Source organism: Streptomyces sp. NPDC029138, assembly GCF_055564375.1.
The window spans coordinates 138158-164660 of record NZ_JBVHWM010000004.1; the positions used below are offsets into that span (position 1 = coordinate 138158).

Sequence of the window (26503 nt, forward strand, 5' to 3'; positions counted from 1 at the left end):
CGGCGATCGCCACCTGGCCGCCGCTCCACCGCCGTTCGGCGACCACCACCCGGCCGCCGCTCCACCGCCGCCCCACCCCCGCGTCACAGCCGTTCGATGATCGTCACGTTGGCCTGGCCGCCGCCCTCGCACATGGTCTGGAGGCCGTAGCGGCCGCCGGTGCGCTCCAGTTCGTGCAGGAGGGTCGTCATCAGCCGGGCGCCGGTCGCGCCGAGGGGGTGGCCGAGGGCGATGGCGCCGCCGTTGACGTTGACCTTGTCGGGGTCGGCGCCGGTCTCCTTCAGCCAGGCGAGGACGACCGGCGCGAAGGCCTCGTTGATCTCCACGAGGTCGATGTCGTCGAGGGTCAGACCGGTCTTCTTCAGGGCGTGCGCGGTGGCCGGGATGGGCGCGGTGAGCATGCGGATGGGGTCCTCGCCGCGCGCGGAGAGGTGGTGGACGCGGGCGCGAGGGCGCAACCCGTGGTCGCGTACGGCCCGTTCGGAGGCGAGCAGCAGGGCCGCTGCCCCGTCGGAGACCTGGGAGGAGCAGGCCGCGGTGACGGTGCCGCCGTCGAGAACGGGGCGCAGGGCGGCCATCTTCTCCAGGGAGGTGTCCCGGCGCGGGCCCTCGTCCACGGTGGCCTCGCCGCAGGGGACGGTCTCGCGGGTGAAGCGGCCGGTGTCGATCGCCCAGATCGCGCGCCGGTGCGAGCGCAGGGCGAACTCCTCCTGTTCCTCGCGGCCGATGCCCCACTGGGCGGCGATCGTCTCGGCGCCGGCGAACTGGTTGACGGGCCGGTCGCCGTAGCGGGCGCGCCAGCCGGCGCTGCCGAGGAAGGGGCCCTCCGTCAGGCCGAGGGGGACGGCGGCCTGACGGGAGGCGAAGGCGATGGGGACCTGGGACATGTTCTGCACCCCGCCCGCGACCACCAGGTCCTGGGTGCCGGAGAGCACGGCCTGCGCGGCGAAGTGCACGGCCTGCTGGGAGGAGCCGCACTGCCGGTCGACGGTGACGCCGGGCACCTCCTCGGGGAGGCCCGCGGCCAGCCAGCAGGTGCGGGCGATGTCGCCGGCCTGCGGCCCGACCGTGTCCAGACAGCCGAAGACCACGTCGTCCACGGCGGCCGGGTCGATCCCGGAGCGCTCCACCAGCGCGGTCAGCACCCCCGCGCCCAGGTCGGCCGGGTGGACCGCGCTGAGTCCTCCCCCGCGCCGCCCGACCGGTGTGCGGACCGCTTCGACGATGTAGGCCTCGGCCATGGCAACTCCCTCTGTCGGAAAGGGCTATGCGCGTACGGCGATCCCGTCCAGGACCATCGACAGGTACTGGCGGGCGATCTCCTCGGGGCTGTGCTTGCCGCCGGGCCGGTACCAGGAGGCGGCGACCCACACGGTGTCGCGGACGAACCGGTAGGTGAGCCGGACGTCGAGGTCCGCGCGGAAGACCCGCTCGGCGACCCCGCGTTCCAGCGTGCTGAGCCAGGCCTTCTCGAACCGGCGCTGGGACTCGGCGAGGAAGGCGAACCGGTCCTGGGCGACGAGCTGCCTGCTCTCCTTCTGGTAGATCGCGACGGCGGCCCGGTGCCGGTCGATCTCCCGGAAGGACTCGGTGACCAGCGCCTCCAGCGTCTCGCGGGGCCCGAGTCCGGAGGCGAGGACGGTGTCGTAGCCGTCCCACAGTTCGTCGAGGAAGGTCCGCAGGATCTCCTCGAGCATCGACTCCTTGGAGTCGAAGTGGTAGTAGAGGCTGCCCGCGAGCATCCCGGCGTGGTCGGCGATCCTGCGGACGGTGGTGGCGTTGTAGCCATGCTCGGCGAAGACCTCGGCGGCGGTGCTCAGGAGTTCTCCGCGCCGGGCCGCTGTCGCGGTCACCTGGGGCTTCTTCTTGGTCGGCACGCACCCATTGTGGTCTGCCCGCCCCTCAGGGGTGCTGGCTGCTGACGGCGACGACCTCGCCGGTCAGGTACGAGGAGTAGTCGGAGGCGAGGAAGACGATCACGTTGGCCACCTCCCAGGGCCGCGCGTACCGTCCGAAGGCCTCCCGTCGGGTCAGCTCGGCGAGCAGTTCCGCGGAGGTGACCTTCTCCAGGTGGGGGTGCATGGCGAGGCTGGGGGCGACCGCGTTGACCCGCACGCCGTACGCGGCGGCCTCGATCGCCGCGCACCGGGTCAGCGCCATCACACCGGCCTTGGCGGCGGCGTAGTGGGCCTGGCCGGCCTGGGCGCGCCAGCCGACGACGGAGGCGTTGTTGACGATCACCCCGCCGCCGCTCTCGCGCAGGGCGCGCAGGGCTGCCCGGGTGCAGCGGAAGGTGCCGTTCAGGGTGACGTCCAGGACGCGGGTCCACTGGTCGTCGGTCATGTCGACGAGGGCCGACGTGCCGCCGAGTCCGGCGTTGTTGACGACGACGTCCAGCCGTCCGTGGGCGGCGACGGCCGCGTCGAACATGGCTCGCACCTGGTCCTCGTCGGTGACGTCGCACGGCACCGCGGTGACCGCGCCGGGGAACTCCCGGCCCAGTGCGGCCTCGTGCTCCTTCAGCCGGCGCGGGTGGGCGTCGCTGATCAGGACCCGGGCGCCCTCCTCCAGGAAGCGGCGCGCGGTGGCTCCGCCGATGCCGGTGCCGGCCGCCGCCGTGATGACGGCGGTGCGCCCGCGCAGCAGTCCGTGCCCGGGTACGTAGGCCGGGCTCTCGACGCCTGTCATAGGGCCACGCTAACCTACCAAACACTTGTTAGGGAAGAAGAGCGGCACTGGAGGAAGGCGGCGACCGTGGACCTGACCCACTCTCCGGCCGACGAGGAGTTCCGCGCCGCGGCCCGGTCCTGGCTGGCCGCGCACGTGCCGCGTACGCCGCTGCCGTCCCTGGAGACGGAGGAGGGCTTCGCGGCCCACCGCGCGTGGGAGGCGGAACTGGCCGCGGACCGCTGGTCGGTGGTGTCCTGGCCGGAGCGGTTCGGCGGACGGGACGCCGGGCTTCTGCGCTGGCTGGTGTTCGAGGAGGAGTACTGGGCGGCGGGCGCGCCCGGCCGGGTCGGCCAGAACGGCGTGAGCCTGCTCGCCCCGACCCTCTTCGCGTACGGCACGCAGGAGCAACGCGCGCGCGTGCTGCCGCCGATGGCCACGGGTGAGGTGGTCTGGGCGCAGGCCTGGTCCGAGCCGGAGGCGGGCTCGGACCTCGCCGCGCTCACCTCCCGGGCGGTGCGCGCGGCCGGCGGCTGGCGACTGCGCGGGCAGAAGACCTGGTCCTCGCGCGCCGCGTTCGCGGACCGGGCCTTCGGCCTGTTCCGCAGCGATCCCGACGCCCCCAGGCGGCACGAGGGGCTCACGTACCTCATGTTCGACCTGCGGGCCCCCGGTGTCACCGTCCGCCCGGTCGGCCGCCTGGACGGCAAGCCGGCCTTCGCGGAGCTGTTCCTGGACGACGTGTTCGTCCCGGACGAGGACGTGATCGGCGAGCCGGGCCAGGGCTGGCGGATCGCGATGTCCACGGCGGGCGACGAACGCGGGCTCACCCTGCGCTCCCCGGGCCGCTTCCTGGCCTCCGCCGCCCGGCTGCGCGACCTGTGGCGCGCCCAGGGTTCACCCGGGCACGCCCGCGCCCGGGTGGCCGACGCCCTGGTCGCGGCCCGCGCCTACCAGTTGTTCACCTACGCCGCCGCCTCCCGGGTCCTGGACGGCGCCCGGCTCGGCCCGGAGTCCAGCATGAACAAGGTGTTCTGGTCCGAGCTGGACCTCGCCCTGCACGAGACGGCGCTCGATCTGCTGGGCCCGGAGGGCGAACTGGCGGACGGCGCCTGGTCCGAGGGGTACGTCTTCTCCCTGGCCGGGCCCGTGTACGCGGGCACGAACGAGATCCAGCGGGACATCGTCGCCGAGCGGCTGCTCGGCCTGCCGAAGGGACGCCGCTGATGCGCTTCCTCCTCGACGCCGACCAGCGCGCCCTCGCCGACACCCTGCACGCGATGCTGAGCGCCGCGGACACCCCGGCGGTGGTCCGGGACTGGAGCCGGGGCGACCGCACGCGCGGGCGTGCGCTGTGGTCACGGATCGCGGAGGTGGGGGTCTTCGGTCTGGCGGTGCCGGAGGAGTACGGCGGGCTGGGGCCGCGCCCGGTGGAACTGGCGGTGGCGTTCGTGGAGTTGGGTCGGCACGCGGTGCCCGGTCCGCTCGCGGAGACGGTCGCGGCGGCCGTACTCCTGGGCGAGCCCCCGCTGGCCGAGCGCTTCCTGCCGGGGCTCGCGGCCGGGACGGACACGGCGACCGTGGCGGCGCCCACCGGCTACGCCCTCGACGGGGACGCCGTATCCCTCCGCCTGTCCCCGGCCCCCGAGGGCCTGTACCTGTCCACGGCGCCCCCCGGCCCGGTGCGCCGCTCCCTGGACCCGGCCCGCCGGCTGACCCGGCTGGCCCCCGCCGGCGAACTCCTCAGCCCCGACGCGCCGTACGACCGGGCGCTCACCTGGGCCCGCCTGGCCACCGCCGCCCAGGCCCTCGGCGTCGGACTCGCCCTGCTCGACCGGACCGTCGCCTACGTGAAGCAGCGCACCCAGTTCGGCGTCCCCGTCGGCTCGTTCCAGGCCGTGAAACACCGCCTGGCCGACGCGAAGACCGCCCTGGAGTTCGCCCGCCCCCTCGTGTTCGGCGCGGCGATGTCCCTGCGCCCGGCGGAGGTGGCCGCCGCCAAGCTCACGGCGTGCGAGGCGGCGTACCGGACGGCCCGCACGGCGCTGCACCTGCACGGCGCGATCGGGTACACGGCGGAGTACGACCTGTCCCTGTGGCTCACCAAGGCCCGGGCGCTGCGATCGGCGTGGGGAACGCCGGAGGAGTGCCGGGATCTGGTGCTCGCGGACGGGCTCTAGGAGCTGGTGGCGGATCGCCGCGGGTCTCAGTCCGGTCGTACGACGCCCGCCGCGCGTGCGGCCGCCAGCCATGTCGGGAACTCGCCGACGAGACGGTCGTACAGCTCGGCGTCGGAGACCCGGCGCGGGTCCTGGCCGGCGTGGAAGAAGCCGGCGTTGTCCACGATCCGTCTGCCGGGCACCGCCAGTTCGTCCAGCTTGCGCAGGAACTGGAACTGCCGGCTGTCCGGGTCGCCGAAGCCGACGAACTGCCAGAACAGCGGGAGTTTCGCGGCTTTGCACAGATAGCGTTCGGCGGCGAGCTTGTTGATGGGGCCGCCGTCGGTCTGGAAGACGACCAGTGCGGGAGCGGTGGCGCCGCTGTCCAGGTAGTGGTCGATGACGGCGTCCATCGCCAGGTGGTAGCTGGTCTTGCCCATGTGGCCGAGCCCGGCCACGATCCGCTCGATACGGCCCTCGTGTCCGGCGAGGGCGATGTCGGTGACCGCGTCGACGTCCGTGGAGAAGAACACGACGGGCACCCGGCCGTCGTCGTCCAGGTGCGCGGACAGGCCCAGCACCCGGTCGGCGAGCGTCTGCACACTGCCGTCCTGGTAGTACGGCCTCATCGAGCCCGAGTAGTCGACCACGAGGTAGACGGCGGCCCGCAGCCCGTCCAGGCCGTGCTTGCGCAGGGACACTCCCGCCGACCGGTAGGCGCCGACCAGCGCGGGCGCGGTCTCCTCCACCTTCCGCAGACTGATCGCGGCCATGATCTCCCCCGTCGGCTGTTCCGGCGCCCGAGCGTACCCGCAGCCCACATATGCGACGACGCCTGCCCAGTCGTCCGGTCGGGGACAGGCGGGCAGGCGCCGTTCATGTTCCGTACGCCTTTGTACGGGACGTCTCTGCGGGACCTGGGGTCCGTTGTGCGCGCGTCAGACCGCCAGGGCGCGGTCCGTCGGGCGGATCGGGGCTGGCAGGTCGCTGGCTCCGGTCAGGAAGCGGTCGACTCCGCGGGCGGCCGAGCGGCCCTCCGCGATCGCCCACACGATGAGGGACTGGCCGCGGCCGGCGTCACCGGCGACGAACACACCCGGCACGTTGGTCTGGAAGTCGGCGTCGCGGGCGATGTTACCGCGTTCGTCGAGTTCCAGGCCGAACTGCTCCACCAGGCCGTTCTCCCGGTCCGTGCCGGTGAACCCCATGGCGAGGGTGACCAGCTGGGCCGGGATCTTGCGCTCGGTGCCCGGCTTGGAGGTCAGCTTGCCGTCGACGAACTCCACCTCGGTGAGGTGCAGCCACTGCACGTTGCCGTCCTCGTCGCCCTCGAAGTGGGTGGTCGAGACGGAGTAGACCCGCTCGCCGCCCTCCTCGTGGGCCGAGGTGACCTTGTAGAGCATCGGGAAGGTCGGCCAGGGCTGGTTCGTCGGGTGCCGCTCGTCGCTCGGGCGGGGCATGATCTCCAGCTGGGTGACGGAGGCCGCGCCCTGCCGGTGGGCGGTGCCCACGCAGTCCGCGCCGGTGTCACCGCCGCCGATCACGACGACGTGCTTGCCCTCGGCCGAGATCGGGGCGGTGACGTAGTCACCCTCCTGGACCTTGTTGGCCAGCGGCAGATACTCCATGGCCTGGTAGATGCCCTTGAGCTCGCGGCCGGGCACCGGCAGGTCACGGGCGGTCGTGGCGCCGACGGCCAGGACCACCGCGTCGTACCGCTTCTTCAGGTCGGTCGCCTTGAGGTCGCGGCCGATCTCGATCCCGGTGCGGAAGCGGGTGCCCTCCGCGCGCATCTGCTCGATACGGCGGTTGATGTGCCGCTTCTCCATCTTGAACTCGGGGATGCCGTACCGGAGGAGGCCTCCGACGCGGTCCGCGCGCTCGTAGACGGCGACCGTGTGGCCGGCCCGGGTCAGCTGCTGCGCGGCGGCGAGACCCGCCGGGCCGGAGCCGATGACCGCGACCGTCTTGCCGGACAGGCGCTCGGGGATCTGCGGGGCGACGTCCCCGGTCTCCCACGCCTTGTCGATGATCGAGACCTCGACGTTCTTGATGGTGACCGGCGGCTGGTTGATGCCCAGCACGCACGCCGACTCGCAGGGGGCCGGGCAGAGGCGACCGGTGAACTCCGGGAAGTTGTTGGTCGCGTGCAGCCGCTCCTGGGCGGCCGCCCAGTCCTCGCGGTAGGCGTAGTCGTTCCACTCGGGGATCAGGTTCCCCAGCGGACAGCCGTTGTGGCAGAACGGGATGCCGCAGTCCATGCAGCGGCTGGCCTGCTTGCTGATGATCGGCAGCAGGGAGCCGGGGACGTAGACCTCGTTCCAGTCCTTGACCCGCTCGTCGACGGGGCGGGTCTTGGCGACCTGACGGCCGTGGTTCAGGAAGCCCTTGGGGTCAGCCATTGCTCGCCGCCTCCATCATCTTCTCGGTGATCTCGGTCTCGGTGAGACCGGCTCGCTCGGCGGCGTCCTTGGCGGCGAGCACTGCCTTGTACGTGCTGGGGATGATCTTGCTGAACCGCTCCACGGCCGTGTCCCAGTCGGCGAGCAGCTTCTCGGCGACCGTCGAGCCGGTCTCCTCGGCGTGGCGGCGCACCACGTCGTGCAGCCACTGCTTGTCCGTGTCGTCCAGCGCCTCGACGGACCCGGCGTTGCCGGCGTTGACGTTGTCGCGGTCGAGGTCGATGACGTAGGCGACGCCGCCGGACATGCCCGCCGCGAAGTTGCGGCCGGTCGGACCGAGGACGACCGCGTGACCGCCGGTCATGTACTCGCAGCCGTGGTCGCCCACGCCCTCGGAGACGACCAGCGCGCCGGAGTTGCGGACGCAGAACCGCTCACCGGTACGGCCGCGCAGGAACAGTTCGCCGCCGGTGGCGCCGTAGGCGATGGTGTTGCCCGCGATGGTCGAGTACTCGGCGAGGTGGTCGGCCGCCCGGTCCGGACGGACGATGACCCGGCCGCCCGAGAGGCCCTTGCCGACGTAGTCGTTGGCGTCGCCCTCCAGGCGGAGCGTGACACCGCGCGGCAGGAACGCGCCGAAGGACTGGCCGGCGGAGCCGGTGAAGGTGATGTCGATGGTGTCGTCGGGCAGGCCCGCGCCACCGAACTTCTTCGTCACCTCATGGCCGAGCATGGTGCCGACCGTGCGGTTGATGTTGCGGATGGCGACCTGGGCCCGCACCGGCTGCGCCTCGGTGGCGTCGTTCGCGGCCAGGGCGTCGGCGGCGAGCTTGATCAGCTCGTTGTCCAGGGCCTTCTCCAGGCCGTGGTCCTGCTCGACGATCCGGTGGCGGACGGCGCCCTCGGGCAGGTCCGGCACGTGGAACAGCGGCTCCAGGTCCAGGCCCTGCGCCTTCCAGTGGTCGACCGCGCGCTCGACGTCCAGCACCTCGGCGTGGCCGACGGCCTCCTCGATGGAGCGGAAGCCCAGCTCGGCGAGCAGCTCGCGGACCTCCTCGGCGATGAACCGGAAGAAGTTCACCACGTGCTCGGCCTTGCCGGCGAAGCGGTCGCGCAGGGTCGGGTTCTGGGTGGCGATGCCGACCGGGCAGGTGTCCAGGTGGCAGACGCGCATCATCACGCAGCCGGAGACGACGAGCGGAGCGGTCGCGAAACCGAACTCCTCGGCGCCGAGCAGCGCGGCGATGATCACATCGCGGCCGGTCTTCAGCTGACCGTCGGTCTGGACGACGATCCGGTCGCGCAGGCCGTTGAGCAGCAGGGTCTGCTGGGTCTCGGCGAGGCCCAGCTCCCAGGGGCCGCCCGCGTGCTTCAGCGACGTCAACGGGGAGGCACCCGTACCGCCGTCGTGACCGGAGATGAGGACGACGTCCGCGTGCGCCTTGGACACACCGGCCGCGACCGTGCCGACGCCGACCTCGGAGACCAGCTTCACGTGAATCCGCGCCTGCGGGTTCGCGTTCTTCAGGTCGTGGATCAGCTGGGCCAGGTCCTCGATGGAGTAGATGTCGTGGTGCGGCGGCGGCGAGATCAGGCCGACGCCCGGCGTCGAGTGCCGGGTCTTGGCGACCCACGGGTAGACCTTGTGGCCGGGCAGCTGGCCGCCCTCGCCGGGCTTGGCGCCCTGGGCCATCTTGATCTGGATGTCGTCCGCGTTGACCAGGTACTCGGAGGTCACGCCGAAGCGGCCGGAGGCGACCTGCTTGATGGCGGACCGGCGGGCCGGGTCGTACAGGCGCTCGGGGTCCTCGCCGCCCTCACCGGTGTTGGACTTGCCGCCCAGCTGGTTCATGGCGATGGCGAGGGTCTCGTGCGCCTCCTTGGAGATGGAGCCGTACGACATGGCGCCCGTCGAGAACCGCTTGACGATCTCGGAGACCGGCTCGACCTCGTCGATCGGGATCGGCTGCCGGTCGGACTTGAAGCCGAACAGGCCGCGCAGCGTCATCAGGCGCTCGGACTGCTCGTTCACACGGGACGTGTACTTCTTGAAGATGTCGTACCGGCCGGTGCGCGTGGAGTGCTGGAGGCGGAAGACCGTCTCCGGGTCGAACAGGTGGGGCTCGCCCTCGCGGCGCCACTGGTACTCGCCGCCGATCTCCAGCGCGCGGTGCGCGGGAGCGATGCCGGAGGCCGGGTAGGCCTTGGCGTGGCGGGCCGCGACCTCCTGGGCGATGACGTCGATGCCGACGCCGCCGATCTTGGTGGCGGTGCCGTTGAAGTACTTCTCCACGAAGGCCTCGTCCAGGCCGACGGCCTCGAAGACCTGGGCGCCTCGGTAGGAGGCGACGGTGGAGATGCCCATCTTGGACATGACCTTCAGGACGCCCTTGCCGAGGGCGTAGATCAGGTTGCGGATGGCCTTCTCGGGCTCGATGCCGTTGATGAAGGTGCCCGCGCGCAGCAGGTCCTCCACCGACTCCATCGCCAGGTACGGGTTGACGGCGGCGGCGCCGTAGCCGATGAGCAGGGCGACGTGGTGGACCTCGCGGACGTCACCGGCCTCGACCAGCAGACCCACCTGGGTGCGCTGCTTGGTGCGGATGAGGTGGTGGTGGACGGCCGCGGTGAGCAGCAGCGACGGGATCGGGGCGTGCTCGGCGTCCGAGTGGCGGTCGGACAGGACGATCAGGCGGGCGCCGTTCTCGATCGCCGCGTCCGCCTCGGCGCAGATCTCGTCGATGCGGGCGGCGAGGGCCTCACCGCCACCGGAGACCCGGTACAGGCCGGACAGGGTCGCGGCCTTGAAGCCGGGCATGTCGCCGTCGGCGTTGATGTGGATGAGCTTGGCCAGCTCGTCGTTGTCGATGACCGGGAAGGGCAGCACGACGGACCGGCAGGAGGCGGCGGTCGGCTCCAGCAGGTTGCCCTGCGGGCCCAGCGACGAGCGCAGGGAGGTGACCAGCTCCTCGCGGATCGCGTCCAGCGGCGGGTTGGTGACCTGCGCGAACAGCTGGGTGAAGTAGTCGAAGAGCAGGCGCGGGCGCTCGGACAGGGCCGCGATCGGCGAGTCCGTGCCCATGGAGCCGATCGGCTCGGCGGCGGTGCGGGCCATCGGGGCGAGGAGGACGCGCAGCTCCTCCTCGGTGTATCCGAAGGTCTGCTGGCGGCGGGTGACCGAGGCGTGGGTGTGGACGATGTGCTCGCGCTCGGGCAGGTCGCCCAGCTCGATCTCGCCGGCCTCCAGCCACTCGGCGTACGGCTTCTCGGCGGCGAGGGACGCCTTGATCTCGTCGTCCTCGATGATGCGGTGCTCGGCGGTGTCGACGAGGAACATCTTGCCGGGCTGGAGGCGGCCCTTGCGGACGACCTTGGCCGGGTCGATGTCGAGGACGCCGACCTCGGAGCCGAGGACGACGAGGCCGTCGTCGGTGACCCAGTAGCGGCCGGGGCGCAGGCCGTTGCGGTCGAGCACGGCGCCGACCTGGGTGCCGTCGGTGAAGGTGACGCAGGCGGGGCCGTCCCAGGGCTCCATCAGCGTGGAGTGGAACTGGTAGAAGGCGCGCCGGGCCGGGTCCATGGAGTCGTGGTTCTCCCACGCCTCCGGGATCATCATCAGCACGGAGTGGGGCAGCGAACGGCCGCCGAGGTGCAGCAGCTCCAGGACCTCGTCGAAGGAGGCGGAGTCGGAGGCGTCCGGCGTACAGACCGGGAAGATCCGATCGATGGCCTTCTCCTCCGAGCCGAACAGGTCGGAGACCAGCTGCGACTCGCGGGCGACCATCCAGTTGCGGTTGCCCTTGACGGTGTTGATCTCACCGTTGTGCGCGACGAAGCGGTACGGGTGCGCGAGCGGCCACGACGGGAAGGTGTTCGTGGAGAACCGGGAGTGCACGAGCGCGATCGCGGAGGCGAAGCGCCGGTCGGACAGGTCCGGGAAGAAGGGCTCCAGCTGGCCGGTGGTCAGCATGCCCTTGTAGACGATCGTGCGGGCGGACAGGGACGGGAAGTAGACCCCGGCCTCGCGCTCGGCGCGCTTGCGCAGCACGAACGCCTTGCGGTCCAGCGCGATGCCCTCGCTGGCACCGTCGGTGACGAAGATCTGCCGGAAGGCCGGCATGGTGGAGCGGGCGGTGGCGCCCAGCAGCTCGGGCGCGACCGGGACCTCACGCCAGCCGAGGACGGTCAGGCCCTCGTCCGCGGCGATCGTCTCGACGTGTGAGACGGCGTCCTCGCTCCCGCCCTCCGGCAGGAAGGCGATGCCTACGGCATAGGAGCCGGCCGCGGGAAGGTCGAAACCGGCCACTTCGCGGAGGAAGGCATCCGGCACCTGGGAGAGAATGCCCGCGCCGTCGCCGGAGTCGGGCTCGGAGCCGGTGGCACCACGGTGCTCCAGGTTGCGCAGGACGGTGAGGGCCTGCTCGACCAGGGTGTGGGACGCCTCGCCGGTGAGGGTGGCGACGAAACCGACGCCGCACGCGTCGTGTTCGTTGCGGGGGTCGTACATACCCTGCGCAGCAGGGCGAGCATCCATGAACGACCAGTTCTGGCCATTCGCGGAATGCTGGGACGGCTGGCGCGGCGTACGCATCGGCTCTCCCGTCGTCGTCATGTGGCATGTGGCAGGTGCCGAGGGACGACGTTGGCCCTCTGCGTGAGATCTGCGATGAGATCAAAATTTCGTGCAGGTTACATGATGGGGCGGTTCTCGGGAACCGGAAACACCGTTCCAACATGCGGACGCCGCGGTCGCGGCGGAGGTGCCGCGCGGACGCGGCGGGTGCCGTGCGGTGGCGGCGCGGTTGCCGTGCGAGGACGGCGGTGCCGTGCGGTGACGGCGGGGGCCGCGCGGTGGCGGCCGACGTTTTCGGGGGACCGTTGCGGACACGATCGGTCGGATCGGCGTCCGGCGGTCCGAAGGGGTCCAGGACGAGCGTATCGCCCACCCCGTGGGGTGCGGCAGGCGTCATTGCCCACAGCGCTTACGGCTCATGCCCGGTGGACATGCACTCGAAACCAGCGAGTAACGGGTAGTTATGCGGCCCATCGCATAGGTACCGGTCGAGCTATCCTACGGCCGTTCCGAACAGGCTGCCCAGGGCGTACGTCACACCGGCCGCCGCGCCACCGAGCGCGAGCTGCCGCAGACCGCTGAACCACCAGCTGCGCGCGGTCACCTTGGCCACGACGGCACCGCACCCGAAGAGTCCGGCGAGGGCGAGCAGGACGGCGGGCCACAGCGCGGTCGCGCCGAGCAGGTACGGCAGCACGGGCAGCAGGGCGCCGAGCGCGAACGACCCGAACGACGAGACGGCGGCGACCAGCGGCGAGGGCAGATCCCCGGGGTCGATGCCCAGCTCCTCGCGGGCGTGGATCTCCAGCGCCTGCTCCGGGTCCTTGGACAGCTGCCGGGCGACCTGCCGGGCCAGTCCCGGCTCGACCCCACGGGCCACGTACAGCGCGGCCAGCTCGTCCTCCTCATCCTGCGGATGCCTGCGCAGCTCACGGCGTTCGACGTCGAGTTCCGCCTCGACGAGTTCCCGCTGGGAGGCGACGGAGGTGTACTCACCGGCCGCCATGGAGAAGGCGCCGGCGGCGAGCCCCGCGAGACCGGTGATGATGATGGTGTGCTGGCTCACGGACCCGCCGGCCACTCCCGTCATCAGGGCGAGGTTGGAGACGAGACCGTCCATCGCACCGAAGACGGCGGGCCGCAGCCACCCGCCGTTCACATCGCGGTGCGTGTGGTTGTCGCGGTGCGCCTCGTGCAGCGTCGCCTCGGTTTCGATGATGGCCATCCGGGTCCCCCAGGGAAGCTAAGCCAAAGCTAACTTTGGACGAGTTCTACTTTTCGACAACACAGAACTTACGCTCATCATTTCGCCCACGCCAGCAAGGAAAGGCTGAGCTAACCTGCACTTTCCGTACTGGACGCTCATATGTGCGAAAGAAGGCTCAGATGCCGACCGGGTGACAGAGCCTCGCCCCCGGCTCACGCGGGCGCCTCCCGTGGGACACATCCGCAAAGGGTCCCGTGCGACCCCGCCGAAGGAGGCCGCCCCATGGCATCGATCGCCTGCACTCCCCCGGCCCCGGCGCCCGGTGACGCCGCCGGACTGCGTGAGCGGGCCCGCGGTGCGCTGCTCGGCCTGGCCGTCGGAGACGCGCTGGGCGCACCGGCGGAGAACCTCAGACCCTCCGAGATCCGCGCCCGCTGGGGCCGGATCACCGGGTACGTCAGCGAGCAGCCGTGCGGCACGGACGACACCGAGTACGCCATCTTCTCCGGTCTACTGCTGGCCCGGCACGGGTCGGCACTCACCCCCGAGCATGTCGAGGCGGCCTGGCACGAGTGGATCGCCGACCGTGCCGAGGGCCCCTTCCGCGGGGCGGGCTTCAGCGAGCGCGGCACGCTGGAGAACCTCCGCCGTGGCCTCGCGGCCCCCATCTCGGCCCAGCACCGGCACGCCTGGAGCGACGGGCTGGCGATGCGGGCGGCGCCGTTCGGGGTCTTCGCCGCCGGGCGCCCCGCCGAGGCGGCCCGGCTGGTCGCCATCGACGGCTCGGTCAGCCACGAGGGCGAGGGCATCTACGGCGGCCAGGCGGTCGCGGCGGGCGTGGCGGCGGCGATGACCGGCGCCACGGTTCCGGTGGTGATCGCCGCCGCTCTCGCGGTCGTCCCGGACGACTCCTGGACGGCTCGCTCCCTGCGGCGCGCGGTGGCGGTGGCCCACCGCGGCGAACGGGCGGTCCGCTCCGCGGTCGTCATCGGCGGCTATCCCTGGACCGACCTCGCCCCGGAAGCGGTCGCCCTCGCCTTCGGCGCGTACGCGGCGGCCGACGGCGACTTCCGGGCGGCGGTCCTGACGGCCGTCAACATGGGCCGCGACGCGGACACGACGGCGGCGGTGGCAGGCGCCCTCGCCGGCGCGACCCAGGGCCTCTCGGCGATCCCGCAAGTCTGGGCGACGGCCATCGGCCCGGCCCGCGGCCGCTGCCTACCGTCCATCGCCGGCCACCACGTACTGGAGGTCGCGGACCAATTGGTGAGGGCGGCGGAAGGGGTCACCGAACTCCTCCGACCCCCGCCCTCCACCACCCAGCCGACCGAGCTACTCCCCTCCCCGCCTCACACCACCCAGCCAACCGAACTCCTTCCACCCCCGACCCCGACCACCCAGCCAGCCGAACTCCTCCCACCCCCGGCCCCCACCACTCAGCCGACCGAGTCGGGTGGTGGGCGGGCGGAGGGTCGGGGGTCCAGGGGGCGCAGCCCCCTGGTGGGGGTCGGGAATCCCGGGGAACCGGACAGCGGGCGCAGCCCCCTCGTGGGGGTCGGGAATTCCGGGGAACCGGACAGCGGGCGGAACCCCCTCGTGGGGGTCGGGCAACCGGACAGTGAGGGGCGGCCATGAGCGGGCGCCGTATCGAGGGCCTCCTCCTCGGCCTCGCCGCCGGAGACGCCGCCGGCTGGCCCGCCGCCCGGCACCGCGCCGCCCGCATGCCCGAGTGGACCCGCCGTCTCACCCGGGAACTGGACACCTTCGCCGAGCAGAACGCCACCACCACCCTCCCGGTGCCGATCGCCCTCAACCAACCCCCCGAGCCCCTCCGCCTCGGCCCCTCCGACGACGCCGAGTGGGCGGCGTTCGCCGCGGAGGCAGTCCTGCGCGCCGGCGACGACGACGTCCTCGGCGACCTCAGCCGAGCCCGCCGTATGCGCGCCGCCATCGACCTCACCTGGACCGCCGTGGCCTCGGAGGTCGCCGCCGCGGCGGACCGCGCCCCGGAGATCGAGTCCGCCGTACTGCCGCTGCGCGCCCGCATCTCCGTCCGCGCCGGCCTCGGCAACCTCGCCACCGGCCTGCGCCCGCCCGCCACCGGCCACGACAACCCGCACTACTTCGACGACGCGGCCTGCGTCCGCGCCTGCGTCCTCGCCGTGGCCCACCCCGGTGATCCGCAACAGGCCGCCGCGCTCGCCGAGTTCGACGCCCGCTACACCCAGGACGGCGACGGCGTGCACGGCGCGCGGGCCATGGCGGCGGCCCTCTCCCTCGCCCTCGCCGACGCGGACACCGACACCTGCGTGACCGCCGCGCTCGCCGAACTCCCGGCGGACACCGAGATCGGCCGCAACGCCCGGCACGCCCTCGCCCTGGCCGAGGACAGCGAGTCCGCCTTCGCCCTCGTCCCCCTCCTGGAACACCAGATCGTCGACCACGTCTACAGCTACGGCATCGCCGCCGCCGAGACCGTCCCCGTCGCGCTCGCCCTGACCACCGCCTCCCGGGGCCGGATCGCCGAGGCCGTACCGGCCGCCGCCTGTCTGTCCCGGGTGGCCGACTCCGCCCCCGCCCTCGCCGGCGCGCTCACCGGCGCGCTCGGCGGCGGCGCGGCCATCCCGGGCACCTGGCGGGACGCCTGCCGGACCCTGCCCGGCTGCACCCTGCCCCGCCTCACCGGCACGGACCTGGTGGAACTCGCCGGACTCCTGGAAGCCGCACAACCGGCCCGCCCAGGAGGATGATTCGGGGCATGACGCCCGAACACCCCACAGAACTGACAGAACCCACAGAAGAACCCGCAGACGGCACGCCACGGAACAGCGAAGGCCCGCTCCCGCTCGCCGACCGCGTCACCGCCGCCCTGGTGGGAGCCGCCGTCGGTGACGCCCTCGGCGGCCCGGTCGAGGGCTACTCCCCCGACCAGATCGCCGAGCGGCACGGCGGTCGCGTGCGCGGCGTCGTCGGCCCCTGGCACGGTGACGCCTGGCGCACCGCCCGCCCCATCGCGCCGTACCACAAGGGCGACGGCCACGTCACCGACGACACCCTGATGACGCACGCGCTGATCCGCGTCTATGACCGCGTCCGCGACCACCTCGACGCGTACGCGATCGCCGACCACCTGGTCCCGGACCTGATGACCACCCGCCGCTGGATCCCGGAGCTGGAGGCCGAGGCCCTGCCGCTGCACCGCCTCTTCCTCGCCGAGAAGTGGCTGGTGGCCCGGCTGGCCTACGGTCACGCCGACCCCCGGGAAGCGGGCACCGGCAACATCGTCAACTGCGGCGCGGCGATGTACATGGCCCCGGTCGGCCTGGTCAACGCGGCCAACCCGGCCGCCGCCTACGCCGAGGCGCTGGACATCGCGGGCGCGCACCAGTCGTCGTACGGCCGTGAGGCGGCCGGTGTGTTCGCCGCGGCGGTGGCCGCCGCGGCCGCGCCCGGCGCGACCCCGGACTCGGTGGTGAGCGCCTGTCTGTCCCTGGCCAAGGACGGCACCCGCACGGCGATCGAGAAGGTCTGCGAAGTCGCGGCGGAGTACCGGGACTTCGAGTCGGCGCTCGGTCCGCTGCGCGCGGCGGTGGCGCCGTACGACACCGTCGGCCCGGACTACCGCGCCCCCTCCCTCGCCGCGCGCCGCCCCTCCCGGCTGCACTCGATCGAGGAACTCCCCGTCGCCCTGGGCATGCTGGTCGTCTCCGGCGGCGACTACCGGCAGGCCGTGCTCGGCTCGGTCAACTACGGCCGTGACTGCGACTCGATCGCGACGATGGCCGGTGCCCTCGCGGGCGCGCTCGGCTCGCCCGCCCCCGAGGAGTGGGCGAAGACCGTCGCCGACGCCAGCCGCCTGGATCTGTGGGCGCCGGCCCGGACGCTCACCGAGGTCACACGCGAGATCTTCGACCGGGACGTGCGCCGCCGGCGCGCCCACGAGGAGGCGTTCACCGCGCTCGGAGGCCGCCCGTGCTCCGACTGACCTGGGTCCAGCCGGAGGATCTGCTGGGCCACGAACTGCGCCAGGCCCGCCTGGACGGGCGTGAGCCGAAGGCGATCGAGGCGCGCTGGCGGGCGGCGGGCGGCCCCGAGGCCCCGGAGCGGGCGGGCGCGTCCCCGCACCGGGTGTCCCGTTATCTGCGCCTGCTGGCGGAGGATCTGCTGGACGAACTCGCCGATCTGCCCAGCCGTTTCGCCGAGGACGAGCCGACGGACCTGGCCCGCGTCAGGTCCCAGTGCCCCGACTGGCCCACCGGCCGGTCCGCCGCCGCACCGGACCCCCGCGCCCTGGAGGCCGCCTGGCTCGGCCGGGCCATCGGCTGTCTGCTCGGCAAACCCGTCGAGAAACTCCCCCTCGACGGCATCCGCGCCCTCGCCCGGGCGACCGGGAACTGGCCCCTCGCCACCTGGTTCACCGCCAGAGGAGTCCCCGACGACCTCCTGGCCGCCCATCCCTGGAACCGGCGCTCGGCCACCACCTCGCTCGCCGAGAACATCGACGGCATGCCCGAGGACGACGACCTGAACTATCCCCTGCTCAACCTCCTGCTGCTCCAGCGCCACGGGAGGAGCTTCACCACCGACGACGTGGCCCGGCTCTGGCTCGAAGAACTCCCGCCCGGCCGCACCTTCACCGCCGAGCGCGTCGCCCACCGCAACCTCCTCGCCGGCATCGAACCCCCGCACACGGCCCGCCACCGCAACCCGTTCCGCGAGTGGATCGGCGCGCTGATCCGCGCCGACATGCACGGCTGGAGCAATCCCGGGGACCCGGCCGCAGCCGCCGAACAGGCCCACCGCGACGCGGTCCTCACCCACACCGCCAACGGCGTCTACGCGGCGATGTTCACGGCCGCCGTCATCGCCACGGCCGCCACCGGCACGCACGACGTCCACGCCTGTCTGCGCGCCGGCCGCACGGTGGTCCCGGCCCGCTCCCGCCTGGCGAAGGCGATCGACCACGCCGTCCGACTGGCCACCGCCACCCGCGACTTCGACGACGTCGTGGACGAACTCCACACCGTCTACGCCCCCACCCACCACTGGGTCCACGCCCTGCCCAACACCGCCGTGACCGTCGCCGCGCTCACCCACGCCGAGGGCGACTTCACCGGCTCCGTCTGCCGTGCCGTGTCGGGTGGTTGGGACACCGATTCCAACGGTGCCACCGCCGGAAGCATCGCCGGCCTCCTCGCCGGCAGCCCGGGCGCGCTCCCTGACCGCTGGCGGGCCCCGCTGAAGAACCGGCTCGCCACCACCGTCGCGGACTTCGACGGCACCGGCTTCGACATCCTCGCCCACCTCACCCACCTGGAGGCGACCCGACCATGACCCACATCGTCGTCCTCGGCAGCACGAACATGGACCTCGTCACGTATGTCGGCAAGGCCCCGCAGCGCGGGGAGACCGTGACGGGACGGGAGTTCCGTACGATCCCCGGCGGCAAGGGCGCCAACCAGGCGATCGCCGCGGCCCGCGCCGGCGCCACCGTCTCGATGATCGGCGCGGTCGGCAACGACGCCTTCGGCACGCGGCTGCGCGACACCCTGGAGCACTCCGGCGTGGACACCGACTTCCTGCGCACGGTCGAGGGCCCGTCCGGCACCGCGCACATCGTGGTGGACGACGAGGGCGGCAACGCGATCGTCGTCATCCCCGGCGCGAACGGCACCGTCGACCATCTCTCCCCCGGCGACGAGGGGCTGATCGCCACCGCCGACGCCCTGCTGCTGCAACTGGAGATCCCGCCGGCGGCGGTCGTCGCCGGCGCGGAGGCGGCCCACCGGCACGGCGTCCGTACGGTCCTCACCCCGTCCCCGGTCCAGCCGCTGCCGCCCGAACTCCTGTCCGCCGTCGACCTGTTGGTGCCGAACGAGTACGAGGCGGTCACCCTCACCGGCCGGACCGACCCGCGTGAGGCGGCAGCCGCCCTGCTGGACCTGGTGCCGGAGGTCGTGGTCACCCTGGGCGCCACGGGCTGCCTGTACCTGACCCGGGGCGCCGAACCGCTCGTCGTCCCCGCGCCCCGCGTGACCGCCGTGGACTCCACGGGCGCGGGCGACACGTTCGTCGGCACGCTGGCGGTGGCCCTCGCCGAGGAGAAACCGGTACGGGAGGCCCTGACCTGGGCGGCAGCCGCGGCGGCGATCTCCGTCCAGCGGGAAGGCGCGTCGGCGTCGATGCCGTACCGCCCGGAGATCGAGGCCCAGTACAGCGCATGAACACGACGAGCACGACACACACGGCGGCTACGACGGCACGGACGTCCCCGGCGCTGGACGGCCTGCGGGTGCTGGACCTCGCGACCCTCTTCGCCGGACCGATGGCCGCCACGCTGCTCGGTGACTTCGGCGCCGAGGTGATCAAGGTGGAGCATCCCCGGCGGCCCGACCCCTCCCGGGGCCACGGCCCGGCCAAGGACGGCGTCGGCCTGTGGTGGAAGGTGCTCGCCCGCAACAAGCGGACCGTCACCCTGGACCTGTCCACACCCGGCGGCCGGGCCACCCTGCTGCGGCTAGCCGCCACAGCCGACGTGATGATCGAGAACTTCCGCCCCGGAACCCTGGAGAAATGGGACCTCGGCTGGGCGGAGCTGTCCGCGGCGAACCCCCGGCTGGTCCTCGCCCGGGTCACCGCCTTCGGCCAGTTCGGCCCCTACGCGCACCGCCCCGGCTTCGGCACCCTCGCCGAGGCGATGAGCGGCTTCGCCGCGGTCACCGGCGAACCGGACGCACCCCCGACGCTGCCGCCCTTCGGTCTCGCCGACTCGATCGCGGGCCTGGCGACCGCCTACGCCGTGCTGACGGCGCTGGCCGCGCGCGAGCGCACCGGCACGGGACAGACGGTCGACATGGCGATCATCGAACCCATCCTGTCGGTCCTCGGCCCCCACGCCACCTGGTACGACCAGCTCGGCTACGTCCAGGAACGCACCGGCAACCGGTCCGCGAACAACGCCCCGCGCAACACCTACCGCACGGCCGACGGCACCTGGGTCGCCGTCTCCACCTCCGCCCAGTCGGTCGCCGAGCGGGTGCTACGGCTCGTGGGCCGCCCGGAGCTGATCGAGGAGCCGTGGTTCGCCACCGGCGCGGACCGGGCCGCCCACGCCGACGTGCTGGACCAGGCGGTCGGCTCCTGGATCGCCACCCGCACCCGCGCCGAGGTGCTCGCGGCCTTCGAGAAGGCGGAGGCCGCGGTGGCCCCCGTCCAGGACGTGCGGGACGTCCTGGCGGACCCCCAGTATCAGGCCCTGGACACGGTCACCACCGTCGACGACCCGGAGCTGGGCCCGCTGCGCATGCAGAACGTCCTCTTCCGGCTGTCCGCCACACCCTGCGCGATCCGCTGGGCCGGCCGCCCGCACGGCGCCGACACCGACGCCGTGCTCACCGAACTCGGTCTCACCCCGGCCGACATCGCGGCGCTGCGCGCGGAGGGCGCCCTGTGACCCGCTTCCCGCTCACCTGGCTCTACGTCCCCGGCGACCGCCCTCATGTCGTGGCCAAGGCCCTGGTGGCGGGCGCCGACGTGGTGGTGATCGACCTGGAGGACGCGGTCGCCCCGGACCGCAAGGAGTACGCCCGCGCGGCCACCGCGGAACTCCTCACAGAGCCTCAGCCGGTCCCGGTGCACGTGCGCGTCAACGCCCTGGACGGTCCCTGGGCCGCCGCCGACCTCCATGCCCTGGCCGGCCTGCCGGGCCTGTCCGGTCTGCGGCTGCCGAAGGTGACGACCCCGGGCGAGGTACGGCAGGTCGCGGTGGCCACGCCCGTCCCCCTGTACGCGCTCCTGGAATCCGCCCTCGGCATCGAGCACGCCTACGCCATCGCCACCGCCCACCCCGCCCTGCGGGGCATCGCCCTGGGCGAGGCGGACCTCCGCGCCGACCTCGGGGTACGGGCCGACGCGGGCCTGGACTGGCCGCGCTCGCGGGTGATCGTCGCCGCCCGCGCGGCGGGCCTGGCCCCGCCGTCCCAGACCGTCTATCCGGACATCCGTGACCTCGACGGCCTGGCCGCCTCCTGCGCCCACGGCCGCGCTCTCGGGTTCCTGGGCCGCGCCGCGATCCACCCCCGCCAGCTGCCGGTGATCGAGCGGGCCTACCTGCCGACGGAGGCGGAGATCGAACACGCGGAGACGGTCATCAAAGCGGCCTCGGCGAACGAGGGCGCCCAGGCCCTCCCCGACGGCCGTTTCATCGACGCGGCGGTGGTGGCGCTGGCCCGCCGAACGCTGTCCTTGGCGAGCAGAACCTGAGCACACCCCCTTGGCCGCCGTTTCCTGCTCCCCCCACACACGCCGAGGGCGCCCGGAAGAACTCCGGGCGCCCTCGGTGTCGTACGAGAGACGGTCAGCTCTTCTCGGCCGGCGCCGCCTTCTCCTCGCCCTCGGCGTCGGCGTCGGCATCGGCGTCGCCCTCGGCGTCAGCCTCTGTGTCCTCGGCCGAACCGTCGGAGATCCCCGGCTCGACCACGGCTTCCCGCCCCGGCCGCTTCTTCGCCGACACCACCATGTACGCCACCGCCAGCAGGAAGACGAGCAGCGCGGTCCAGTCGTTCAGACGGAGGCCCAGGATGTGGTGGGCGTCGTCCACCCGCATGTACTCGATCCAGCCCCGGCCCACGCAGTACGCGGCGACGTACAGGGCGAACGCCCGGCCATGCCCCAGCTTGAAGCGGCGGTCCGCCCAGATGACCAGGAGGCCCACCCCGACGCACCACAGGGACTCGTAGAGGAAGGTCGGGTGGTAGTACCCCGGCACCCGGCCGCCCTCGGAGGAGGTGATGTGCAGCGCCCAGGGGAGATGGGTCTCGCGGCCGTACAGCTCCTGGTTGAACCAGTTGCCCCAGCGGCCGATGGCCTGCGCGAACGCGATGCCGGGCGCGACGGCGTCGGCGTACGCGGGCATCGGGATGCCCCGGCGCCGCGCGCCGATCCACGCGCCGAGCGCCCCGAGCGCGATGGCGCCCCAGATGCCCAGGCCGCCCTCCCACACCTTGAAGGCGTCCACCCAGTCACGGCCCTCGCTGAAGTACAGCTCGTAGTCCGTGATCACGTGGTAGAGCCGGCCGCCGACCAGTCCGAACGGCACGGCCCAGACAGCGATGTCGGCGACCGTGCCGGACTGCCCGCCACGGGCGATCCAGCGCTTGTTGCCGAACCAGACGGCAACGAAGACGCCGATGATGATGCAGAAGGCGTAGCCGCGCAGCGGGATGGGGCCGAGATACAGCACCCCGTGCGACGGGCTGGGGATATAGGCAAGGTTCATGGCAGGTCCGACGCTACCGTGCCGGGCGGTGGGGACGGCAAGCAGCCCGGCTACGGGTCCATAACAGGGGCGTGAGAAACGCTTACCCCCGGTCGGCCTCCTCCACCAGTTGCTTGAGCTTGGCCGGGGTCATCGTCTGGTCCTGGTAGATGTTCTTGCCGCCGAGCAGCACCGTGGGCGTGCCGGTGAAGCCGCCGGAGCGGAAGGCCTGGTTGGACTTGTCGACCCAGCTGTTGTGGGTGCCGTCCTGGACGCACTTGCGGAAGGCGGGCGTGTCCAGGCCCTTCACCTTGCCGGCCAGCTCGATCAGCTTGCCGTTGTCCGCGAAGGCGTCGTCGGTCTCCTTGGGCTGGTTCGCGTACAGCACGTCGTGGTAGTCGCGGAACTTCCCGGCGTCCTGGGCGCAGGCCGCGGCGTTGGCGGCCCGGAGCGAGCCGGTGCCGCCGAGGTTGCCGTCGATCAGCCGGACCAGGTGGTACTCGACTCTGAGTTTGCCGGCGTCGGTCAGTTCGTGGAGCGTCGGCCGGTACGCCACCTCGAAGGCCTGACAGGCCGGGCAGCGGAAGTCCTCCCAGACGGTGAGCGTCGACTTGGCGCCGTCCTTGCCGACCGGGATCGCGAGGCCGTCCTTGCCCTGCGCGCCCGAGGGTGCCACGGCCGGGCCCGCGCTGCTGCCCTTGTGCTTTCCGGCGTTCGCGGCGACGACGCCGATCACCGCCGCCAGGCCCAGGACGCAGACGACGCTCGCGCCCACGATCAGCGTGCGCCGTCGCTTCTCCGCGGCCTTCTGCTTCTCGCGCTCGACCGCCAGCCGCTCCCGGGCGGTGCGCTTTCCGTCACGGTTCTTCTCGCTCACACCCCCAGAACGAACCGGGGAGGCGCAGCGCGCCTCCCCGGCCCGAGGTCCACCCGTTCGAGTGACCGAATCATCCGATACGGGACATTCGCCGACGGTTACGCCTGTCGGTCACGCCTGTCCGCGCACGCCTTTCGCCAGCTCACCGGCCAGCTCGCGGACCGCCGCGACACCGGCGGCGTGGTCCGGCGCGTCCAGCATCCGCTTCACGAACGCCGAACCGACGATCACGCCGTCGGCGAAGCCGGCGACCTCGGCGGCCTGGGCCCGGTTGGAGACGCCGAGCCCGACGCAGACGGGCAGCTCGGTGCCGGTGGCGCGGGTGCGCCGGACCAGGTCCTGGGCCTGCGCGCCGACGGACTCCCGGGTGCCGGTGACGCCCATGAGGGAGGCCGCGTAGACGAACCCGCTGCCCGCCGCGGTGATCTGGGCGAGCCGCTCGTCCTTGCTGCTCGGTGCCACGACGAAGACCGTCGCGAGGCCGTGCTTCTCGGCGTGCTCCCGCCACAGCGCCGACTCCTGCACGGGCAGGTCGGGCAGGATGCAGCCCGCGCCGCCGGCCTCGGCCAGCTCGGCGGTGAAGCGCTCCACGCCGTAGCGGTCGATGGGGTTCCAGTACGTCATGACGAGCACCGGCTTCCCCGTGGCCTCGTGGGCCTCCCGTACCGTGCGCATGACGTCGGCGATCTTCACGCCGCCCCGCAGGGCGATGTCGTCGGCGGTCTGGATGACCGGGCCGTCGAGCACCGGGTCGCTGTGCGGCAGGCCCACCTCGACGACGTCGGCGCCGCCGTCGAAGACGGCCTTGATCGCCTCGATGCCGCCGTCCACGGTCGGGAAGCCGGCCGGGAGGTAGGCGATGAGCGCGGAGCGGCCCTCGGCCTTGGCGGCGGCGAGGGTGTCGTTCAGCAGCCGGATGTTCCCGCTCACTTGGCGTCCCCCTCGATCTCGGCGGTGTCGGCTTCGTTGGCGGCAACCTCGGCGTCGGTGTCGTAGAGGCCGAACCAGCGGGCGGCGGTGTCCATGTCCTTGTCGCCGCGGCCGGACAGGTTGACGACGATCAGGCCGTCCTTGCCCAGCTCCTTGCCGACCTCCAGGGCGCCGGCCAGCGCGTGGGCGCTCTCGATCGCCGGGATGATGCCCTCGGTGCGCGACAGCAGGCGCAGGGCCTGCATGGCGGCGTCGTCGGTGATCGCGCGGTACTCGCCGCGGCCGGAGTCGCGGAGGTAGGAGTGCTCCGGGCCGACGCCCGGGTAGTCCAGGCCGGCCGAGATCGAGTACGGCTCGGTGATCTGGCCCTCGTCGTCCTGGAGGACGTACGACCGGGAGCCGTGCAGGATGCCGGGCTCGCCGGCGGTGAGGGTCGCCGCGTGCTCGCCGGTCTCGACGCCGTGGCCCGCCGGCTCGCAGCCGATGAGGCGGACGCCCTCGTCGGGGATGAAGGCGTGGAAGAGGCCGATGGCGTTGGAGCCGCCGCCGACACAGGCGACGGCCGCGTCGGGAAGACGGCCGGCGCGCTCCAGCAGCTGGCGCCGCGCCTCCACGCCGATCACCCGGTGGAAGTCGCGCACCATGGCCGGGAACGGGTGCGGACCGGCGACCGTGCCGAAGAGGTAGTGGGTGTGGTCGACGTTGGCGACCCAGTCCCGGAACGCCTCGTTGATGGCGTCCTTGAGGGTGCGGCTGCCGGACTTCACGGAGACGACCTCGGCGCCGAGCATGCGCATACGGGCCACGTTGAGGGCCTGGCGCCGGGTGTCGACCTCGCCCATGTAGATGGTGCAGTCGAGGCCGAACAGCGCGCAGGCGGTGGCCGTCGCGACACCGTGCTGACCGGCGCCGGTCTCGGCGATGACCCGCGTCTTGCCCATGCGCTTGGTGAGCAGGGCCTGGCCGAGCACGTTGTTGATCTTGTGGGATCCGGTGTGGTTGAGGTCCTCGCGCTTGAGGAACACGCGGGCGCCACCGGCGTGTTCGGCGAACCGGGGCACTTCGGTGAGCGCCGACGGGCGGCCGGTGTAGTTGACGAGCAGGTCGTCCAGCTCACGGGCGAACTCGGGGTCGTTCTTGGCCTTGTCGTACTCGACGGCGACCTCGTCCACGGCGGCGACGAGGGCCTCCGGGATGAACTTGCCGCCGAACGCGCCGAAGTAGCCCTCGACGGTGGGCACCTGGCCGGTGGGATCAGGGATGAAGAACTCGCTGGGCATGCGGATACCTCACGGTGAGTGCGGTGAAAAAACACTGATCGCCGTGGGGGCGGGGCCAGTCGGTCGGCCTCAGGTCGTCTGTGGCTGGTCGCGCAGTTCCCCGCGCCCCTTCGGGGCGCGCTGCCATCGGCGTCCGTTGACCTGCCCGGGTTCGTCACCGATGACGTACCGGACGCGACGGCCGTGAACGCGCCGCGCGGGTGCGCGGCAGCCACGCGGACGGCAGCCGCGCGCCAGGCGGGCGTGCCGGTCCAGGGTCGTCACGGTGAGAGTCATCGGCGCCAAGCCTAGCGGGATCAGCCGCGGCCGTGTCGCAGTGCCGGGTGCTCGCCCGCCGCCACCAGGTCGGCCACCGCCGCTTTCGGGTCGCGGCCGGTCACCAGGGACTCGCCGACCAGCACCGCGTCGGCACCCGCGTTGGCGTAGGCGATCAGGTCGTGCGGGCCACGGACGCCGGACTCGGCGACCTTCACGATGCTGTCCGGGATCTCCGGTGCGACCCGGTCGAACGTGCCGCGGTCCACCTCCAGCGTCTTCAGGTTGCGGGCGTTGACGCCGATGACCTTGGCGCCCGCGTCCACCGCCCGCTCCACCTCGTCCTCGTCGTGCACCTCGACGAGGGGGGTCAGGCCGATGGACACCGCCCGCTCGATCAGCGACTCCAGGGCCGGCTGGTCCAGGGCGGCCACGATCAGCAGCGCGAGGTCGGCGCCGTACGCCCGGGCCTCCCAGAGCTGGTACGACGTGACGATGAAGTCCTTGCGCAGGACGGGGATGTCGACCCGCGCGCGCACCGCCTCCAGGTCGGCGAGCGAGCCGCCGAAGCGGCGCTGCTCGGTGAGGACGGAGATGACGGCCGCACCGCCCGCCTCGTAGTCCGCGGCGAGTCCGGCCGGGTCGGCGATCGCGGCCAGCGCGCCCTTGGAGGGGCTGGAGCGCTTCACCTCGCAGATCACCTTGACGCCGTCGCCCTTGAGCGCGGCCACCCCGTCCTTGGCGGCGGGGGCCTTGGCCGCGCGCTCCTTGAGCTCGTCGAGGGTGACGCGTGCCTGCCGCTCCGCGAGGTCGGCACGGACTCCGTCGATGATCTCGTCGAGCACACTCACGCGAGCGGCCCCCTTCCTGACGGTGGTTCCTTCAGGTTCTGAAAAC

General features: G+C 72.6%; 21 protein-coding genes and 1 pseudogene. 9 read left to right on the plus strand and 13 right to left on the minus strand.

Going from position 1 to position 26503, the window contains the following annotated elements; genetic code table 11:
- Nucleotides 1–83 precede the first annotated feature (83 nt).
- Genes ACZ4WH_RS06325 through ACZ4WH_RS06335 form a run of 3 tightly spaced genes read right to left on the minus strand, consistent with a single transcriptional unit; the run spans nt 84 to nt 2688 of the window.
- Nucleotides 84–1241, minus strand: a complete 1158-nt coding sequence (locus ACZ4WH_RS06325) for an acetyl-CoA C-acetyltransferase (RefSeq protein WP_468177152.1) — start codon at nt 1239–1241, stop codon at nt 84–86.
- Between the two features lie 24 nt (nt 1242–1265).
- A complete protein-coding gene (locus ACZ4WH_RS06330) occupies nt 1266–1877 on the minus strand; it encodes a TetR/AcrR family transcriptional regulator (protein ID WP_468177154.1) in 612 nt (203 codons plus the stop codon).
- A gap of 25 nt (nt 1878–1902) precedes the next feature.
- Nucleotides 1903–2688 (minus strand): SDR family oxidoreductase, encoded by a 786-nt coding sequence (locus ACZ4WH_RS06335; protein ID WP_468177156.1) that lies wholly within the window; start codon nt 2686–2688, stop codon nt 1903–1905.
- Nucleotides 2689–2754: 66 nt separating this feature from the next.
- Here ACZ4WH_RS06335 and ACZ4WH_RS06340 point away from each other — a divergent pair, with 66 nt between their 5' ends.
- Together ACZ4WH_RS06340 and ACZ4WH_RS06345 are read left to right on the plus strand one after the other, a co-directional pair.
- Nucleotides 2755–3894: an acyl-CoA dehydrogenase family protein gene (locus ACZ4WH_RS06340; RefSeq protein WP_468177158.1), complete on the plus strand. Its 1140-nt coding sequence runs from the start codon at nt 2755–2757 to the stop codon at nt 3892–3894.
- Nucleotides 3894–4847, plus strand: a complete 954-nt coding sequence (locus ACZ4WH_RS06345; RefSeq protein ID WP_468177160.1) for an acyl-CoA dehydrogenase family protein — start codon at nt 3894–3896, stop codon at nt 4845–4847. The genes ACZ4WH_RS06340 and ACZ4WH_RS06345 overlap by 1 nt, the downstream gene beginning before the upstream one ends.
- A gap of 26 nt (nt 4848–4873) precedes the next feature.
- Here ACZ4WH_RS06345 and ACZ4WH_RS06350 read toward each other — a convergent pair whose 3' ends face one another.
- The 4 genes from ACZ4WH_RS06350 to ACZ4WH_RS06365 form a co-directional block, all read right to left on the minus strand.
- Entirely contained in the window at nt 4874–5599 is a 726-nt protein-coding gene (locus tag ACZ4WH_RS06350) for a VWA domain-containing protein (RefSeq protein ID WP_468177162.1), read from the minus strand.
- A gap of 165 nt (nt 5600–5764) precedes the next feature.
- Complete coding sequence (locus ACZ4WH_RS06355; RefSeq protein WP_468177164.1) at nt 5765–7228, minus strand: glutamate synthase subunit beta; 1464 nt, start codon at nt 7226–7228, stop codon at nt 5765–5767.
- Nucleotides 7221–11819: a glutamate synthase large subunit gene (gene gltB, locus ACZ4WH_RS06360; RefSeq protein ID WP_468177167.1), complete on the minus strand. Its 4599-nt coding sequence runs from the start codon at nt 11817–11819 to the stop codon at nt 7221–7223. Before gltB ends, ACZ4WH_RS06355 begins: the two co-directional genes overlap by 8 nt.
- A 475-nt stretch (nt 11820–12294) precedes the next feature.
- Nucleotides 12295–13026 (minus strand): VIT1/CCC1 transporter family protein, encoded by a 732-nt coding sequence (locus ACZ4WH_RS06365; RefSeq protein WP_468177169.1) that lies wholly within the window; start codon nt 13024–13026, stop codon nt 12295–12297.
- A 264-nt stretch (nt 13027–13290) separates the two neighbouring features.
- Between ACZ4WH_RS06365 and ACZ4WH_RS06370 the strand changes: the two are divergent.
- The 7 genes and pseudogenes from ACZ4WH_RS06370 to ACZ4WH_RS06400 form a co-directional block, all read left to right on the plus strand.
- Nucleotides 13291–14280, plus strand: a pseudogene (locus ACZ4WH_RS06370) (ADP-ribosylglycohydrolase family protein); the annotation flags it as partial.
- A 359-nt stretch (nt 14281–14639) separates the two neighbouring features.
- The gene (locus tag ACZ4WH_RS06375) at nt 14640–15758 is read left to right on the plus strand and encodes an ADP-ribosylglycohydrolase family protein (RefSeq protein WP_468177171.1); all 1119 of its coding nucleotides are present in this window, start codon (nt 14640–14642) and stop codon (nt 15756–15758) included.
- An 8-nt stretch (nt 15759–15766) separates the two neighbouring features.
- A complete protein-coding gene (locus ACZ4WH_RS06380) occupies nt 15767–16993 on the plus strand; it encodes an ADP-ribosylglycohydrolase family protein (protein ID WP_468177173.1) in 1227 nt (408 codons plus the stop codon).
- The gene (locus tag ACZ4WH_RS06385; protein ID WP_468177175.1) at nt 16981–18342 is read left to right on the plus strand and encodes an ADP-ribosylglycohydrolase family protein; all 1362 of its coding nucleotides are present in this window, start codon (nt 16981–16983) and stop codon (nt 18340–18342) included. The genes ACZ4WH_RS06380 and ACZ4WH_RS06385 overlap by 13 nt, the downstream gene beginning before the upstream one ends.
- A complete protein-coding gene (gene rbsK / locus ACZ4WH_RS06390; RefSeq protein ID WP_468177177.1) occupies nt 18339–19232 on the plus strand; it encodes a ribokinase in 894 nt (297 codons plus the stop codon). The genes ACZ4WH_RS06385 and rbsK overlap by 4 nt, the downstream gene beginning before the upstream one ends.
- Nucleotides 19229–20461, plus strand: a complete 1233-nt coding sequence (locus tag ACZ4WH_RS06395; RefSeq protein ID WP_468177179.1) for a CaiB/BaiF CoA transferase family protein — start codon at nt 19229–19231, stop codon at nt 20459–20461. The genes rbsK and ACZ4WH_RS06395 overlap by 4 nt, the downstream gene beginning before the upstream one ends.
- The gene (locus ACZ4WH_RS06400; protein WP_468177181.1) at nt 20458–21270 is read left to right on the plus strand and encodes an HpcH/HpaI aldolase/citrate lyase family protein; all 813 of its coding nucleotides are present in this window, start codon (nt 20458–20460) and stop codon (nt 21268–21270) included. The genes ACZ4WH_RS06395 and ACZ4WH_RS06400 overlap by 4 nt, the downstream gene beginning before the upstream one ends.
- 94 nt (nt 21271–21364) lie before the next feature.
- Here ACZ4WH_RS06400 and lgt read toward each other — a convergent pair whose 3' ends face one another.
- From lgt to trpC, 6 genes are all read right to left on the minus strand, one after another.
- Complete coding sequence (gene lgt / locus ACZ4WH_RS06405) at nt 21365–22285, minus strand: prolipoprotein diacylglyceryl transferase (protein WP_468177183.1); 921 nt, start codon at nt 22283–22285, stop codon at nt 21365–21367.
- An 82-nt stretch (nt 22286–22367) separates the two neighbouring features.
- The gene (locus tag ACZ4WH_RS06410) at nt 22368–23141 is read right to left on the minus strand and encodes a DsbA family protein (RefSeq protein WP_468177185.1); all 774 of its coding nucleotides are present in this window, start codon (nt 23139–23141) and stop codon (nt 22368–22370) included.
- A gap of 111 nt (nt 23142–23252) precedes the next feature.
- Nucleotides 23253–24071, minus strand: a complete 819-nt coding sequence (gene trpA / locus ACZ4WH_RS06415) for a tryptophan synthase subunit alpha (protein WP_468177187.1) — start codon at nt 24069–24071, stop codon at nt 23253–23255.
- Entirely contained in the window at nt 24068–25351 is a 1284-nt protein-coding gene (gene trpB / locus ACZ4WH_RS06420; protein WP_468177189.1) for a tryptophan synthase subunit beta, read from the minus strand. Before trpB ends, trpA begins: the two co-directional genes overlap by 4 nt.
- 69 nt (nt 25352–25420) lie before the next feature.
- Nucleotides 25421–25627: a tryptophan biosynthesis modulator TrpM gene (gene trpM / locus ACZ4WH_RS06425; RefSeq protein WP_468177191.1), complete on the minus strand. Its 207-nt coding sequence runs from the start codon at nt 25625–25627 to the stop codon at nt 25421–25423.
- Between the two features lie 20 nt (nt 25628–25647).
- A complete protein-coding gene (trpC, locus tag ACZ4WH_RS06430) occupies nt 25648–26457 on the minus strand; it encodes an indole-3-glycerol phosphate synthase TrpC (protein ID WP_468177193.1) in 810 nt (269 codons plus the stop codon).
- Nucleotides 26458–26503: the final 46 nt, after the last annotated feature.

Bases quoted from the DNA above. Each gene is read 5' to 3' on its own strand.
- ACZ4WH_RS06375 (WP_468177171.1), top strand. From the start codon at position 14,640: ATGAGCGGGCGCCGTATCGAGGGCCTCCTCCTCGGCCTCGCCGCCGGA.
- ACZ4WH_RS06325 (WP_468177152.1), bottom strand. From the start codon at position 1,241: ATGGCCGAGGCCTACATCGTCGAAGCGGTCCGCACACCGGTCGGGCGG.
- rbsK (WP_468177177.1), top strand. From the start codon at position 18,339: ATGACCCACATCGTCGTCCTCGGCAGCACGAACATGGACCTCGTCACG.
- ACZ4WH_RS06355 (WP_468177164.1), bottom strand. From the start codon at position 7,228: ATGGCTGACCCCAAGGGCTTCCTGAACCACGGCCGTCAGGTCGCCAAG.
- trpB (WP_468177189.1), bottom strand. From the start codon at position 25,351: ATGCCCAGCGAGTTCTTCATCCCTGATCCCACCGGCCAGGTGCCCACC.
- trpM (WP_468177191.1), bottom strand. From the start codon at position 25,627: ATGACTCTCACCGTGACGACCCTGGACCGGCACGCCCGCCTGGCGCGC.
- ACZ4WH_RS06350 (WP_468177162.1), bottom strand. From the start codon at position 5,599: ATGGCCGCGATCAGTCTGCGGAAGGTGGAGGAGACCGCGCCCGCGCTG.
- ACZ4WH_RS06345 (WP_468177160.1), top strand. From the start codon at position 3,894: ATGCGCTTCCTCCTCGACGCCGACCAGCGCGCCCTCGCCGACACCCTG.
- ACZ4WH_RS06365 (WP_468177169.1), bottom strand. From the start codon at position 13,026: ATGGCCATCATCGAAACCGAGGCGACGCTGCACGAGGCGCACCGCGAC.
- lgt (WP_468177183.1), bottom strand. From the start codon at position 22,285: ATGAACCTTGCCTATATCCCCAGCCCGTCGCACGGGGTGCTGTATCTC.
- gltB (WP_468177167.1), bottom strand. From the start codon at position 11,819: ATGCGTACGCCGCGCCAGCCGTCCCAGCATTCCGCGAATGGCCAGAAC.
- ACZ4WH_RS06395 (WP_468177179.1), top strand. From the start codon at position 19,229: ATGAACACGACGAGCACGACACACACGGCGGCTACGACGGCACGGACG.
- ACZ4WH_RS06380 (WP_468177173.1), top strand. From the start codon at position 15,767: ATGACGCCCGAACACCCCACAGAACTGACAGAACCCACAGAAGAACCC.
- ACZ4WH_RS06335 (WP_468177156.1), bottom strand. From the start codon at position 2,688: ATGACAGGCGTCGAGAGCCCGGCCTACGTACCCGGGCACGGACTGCTG.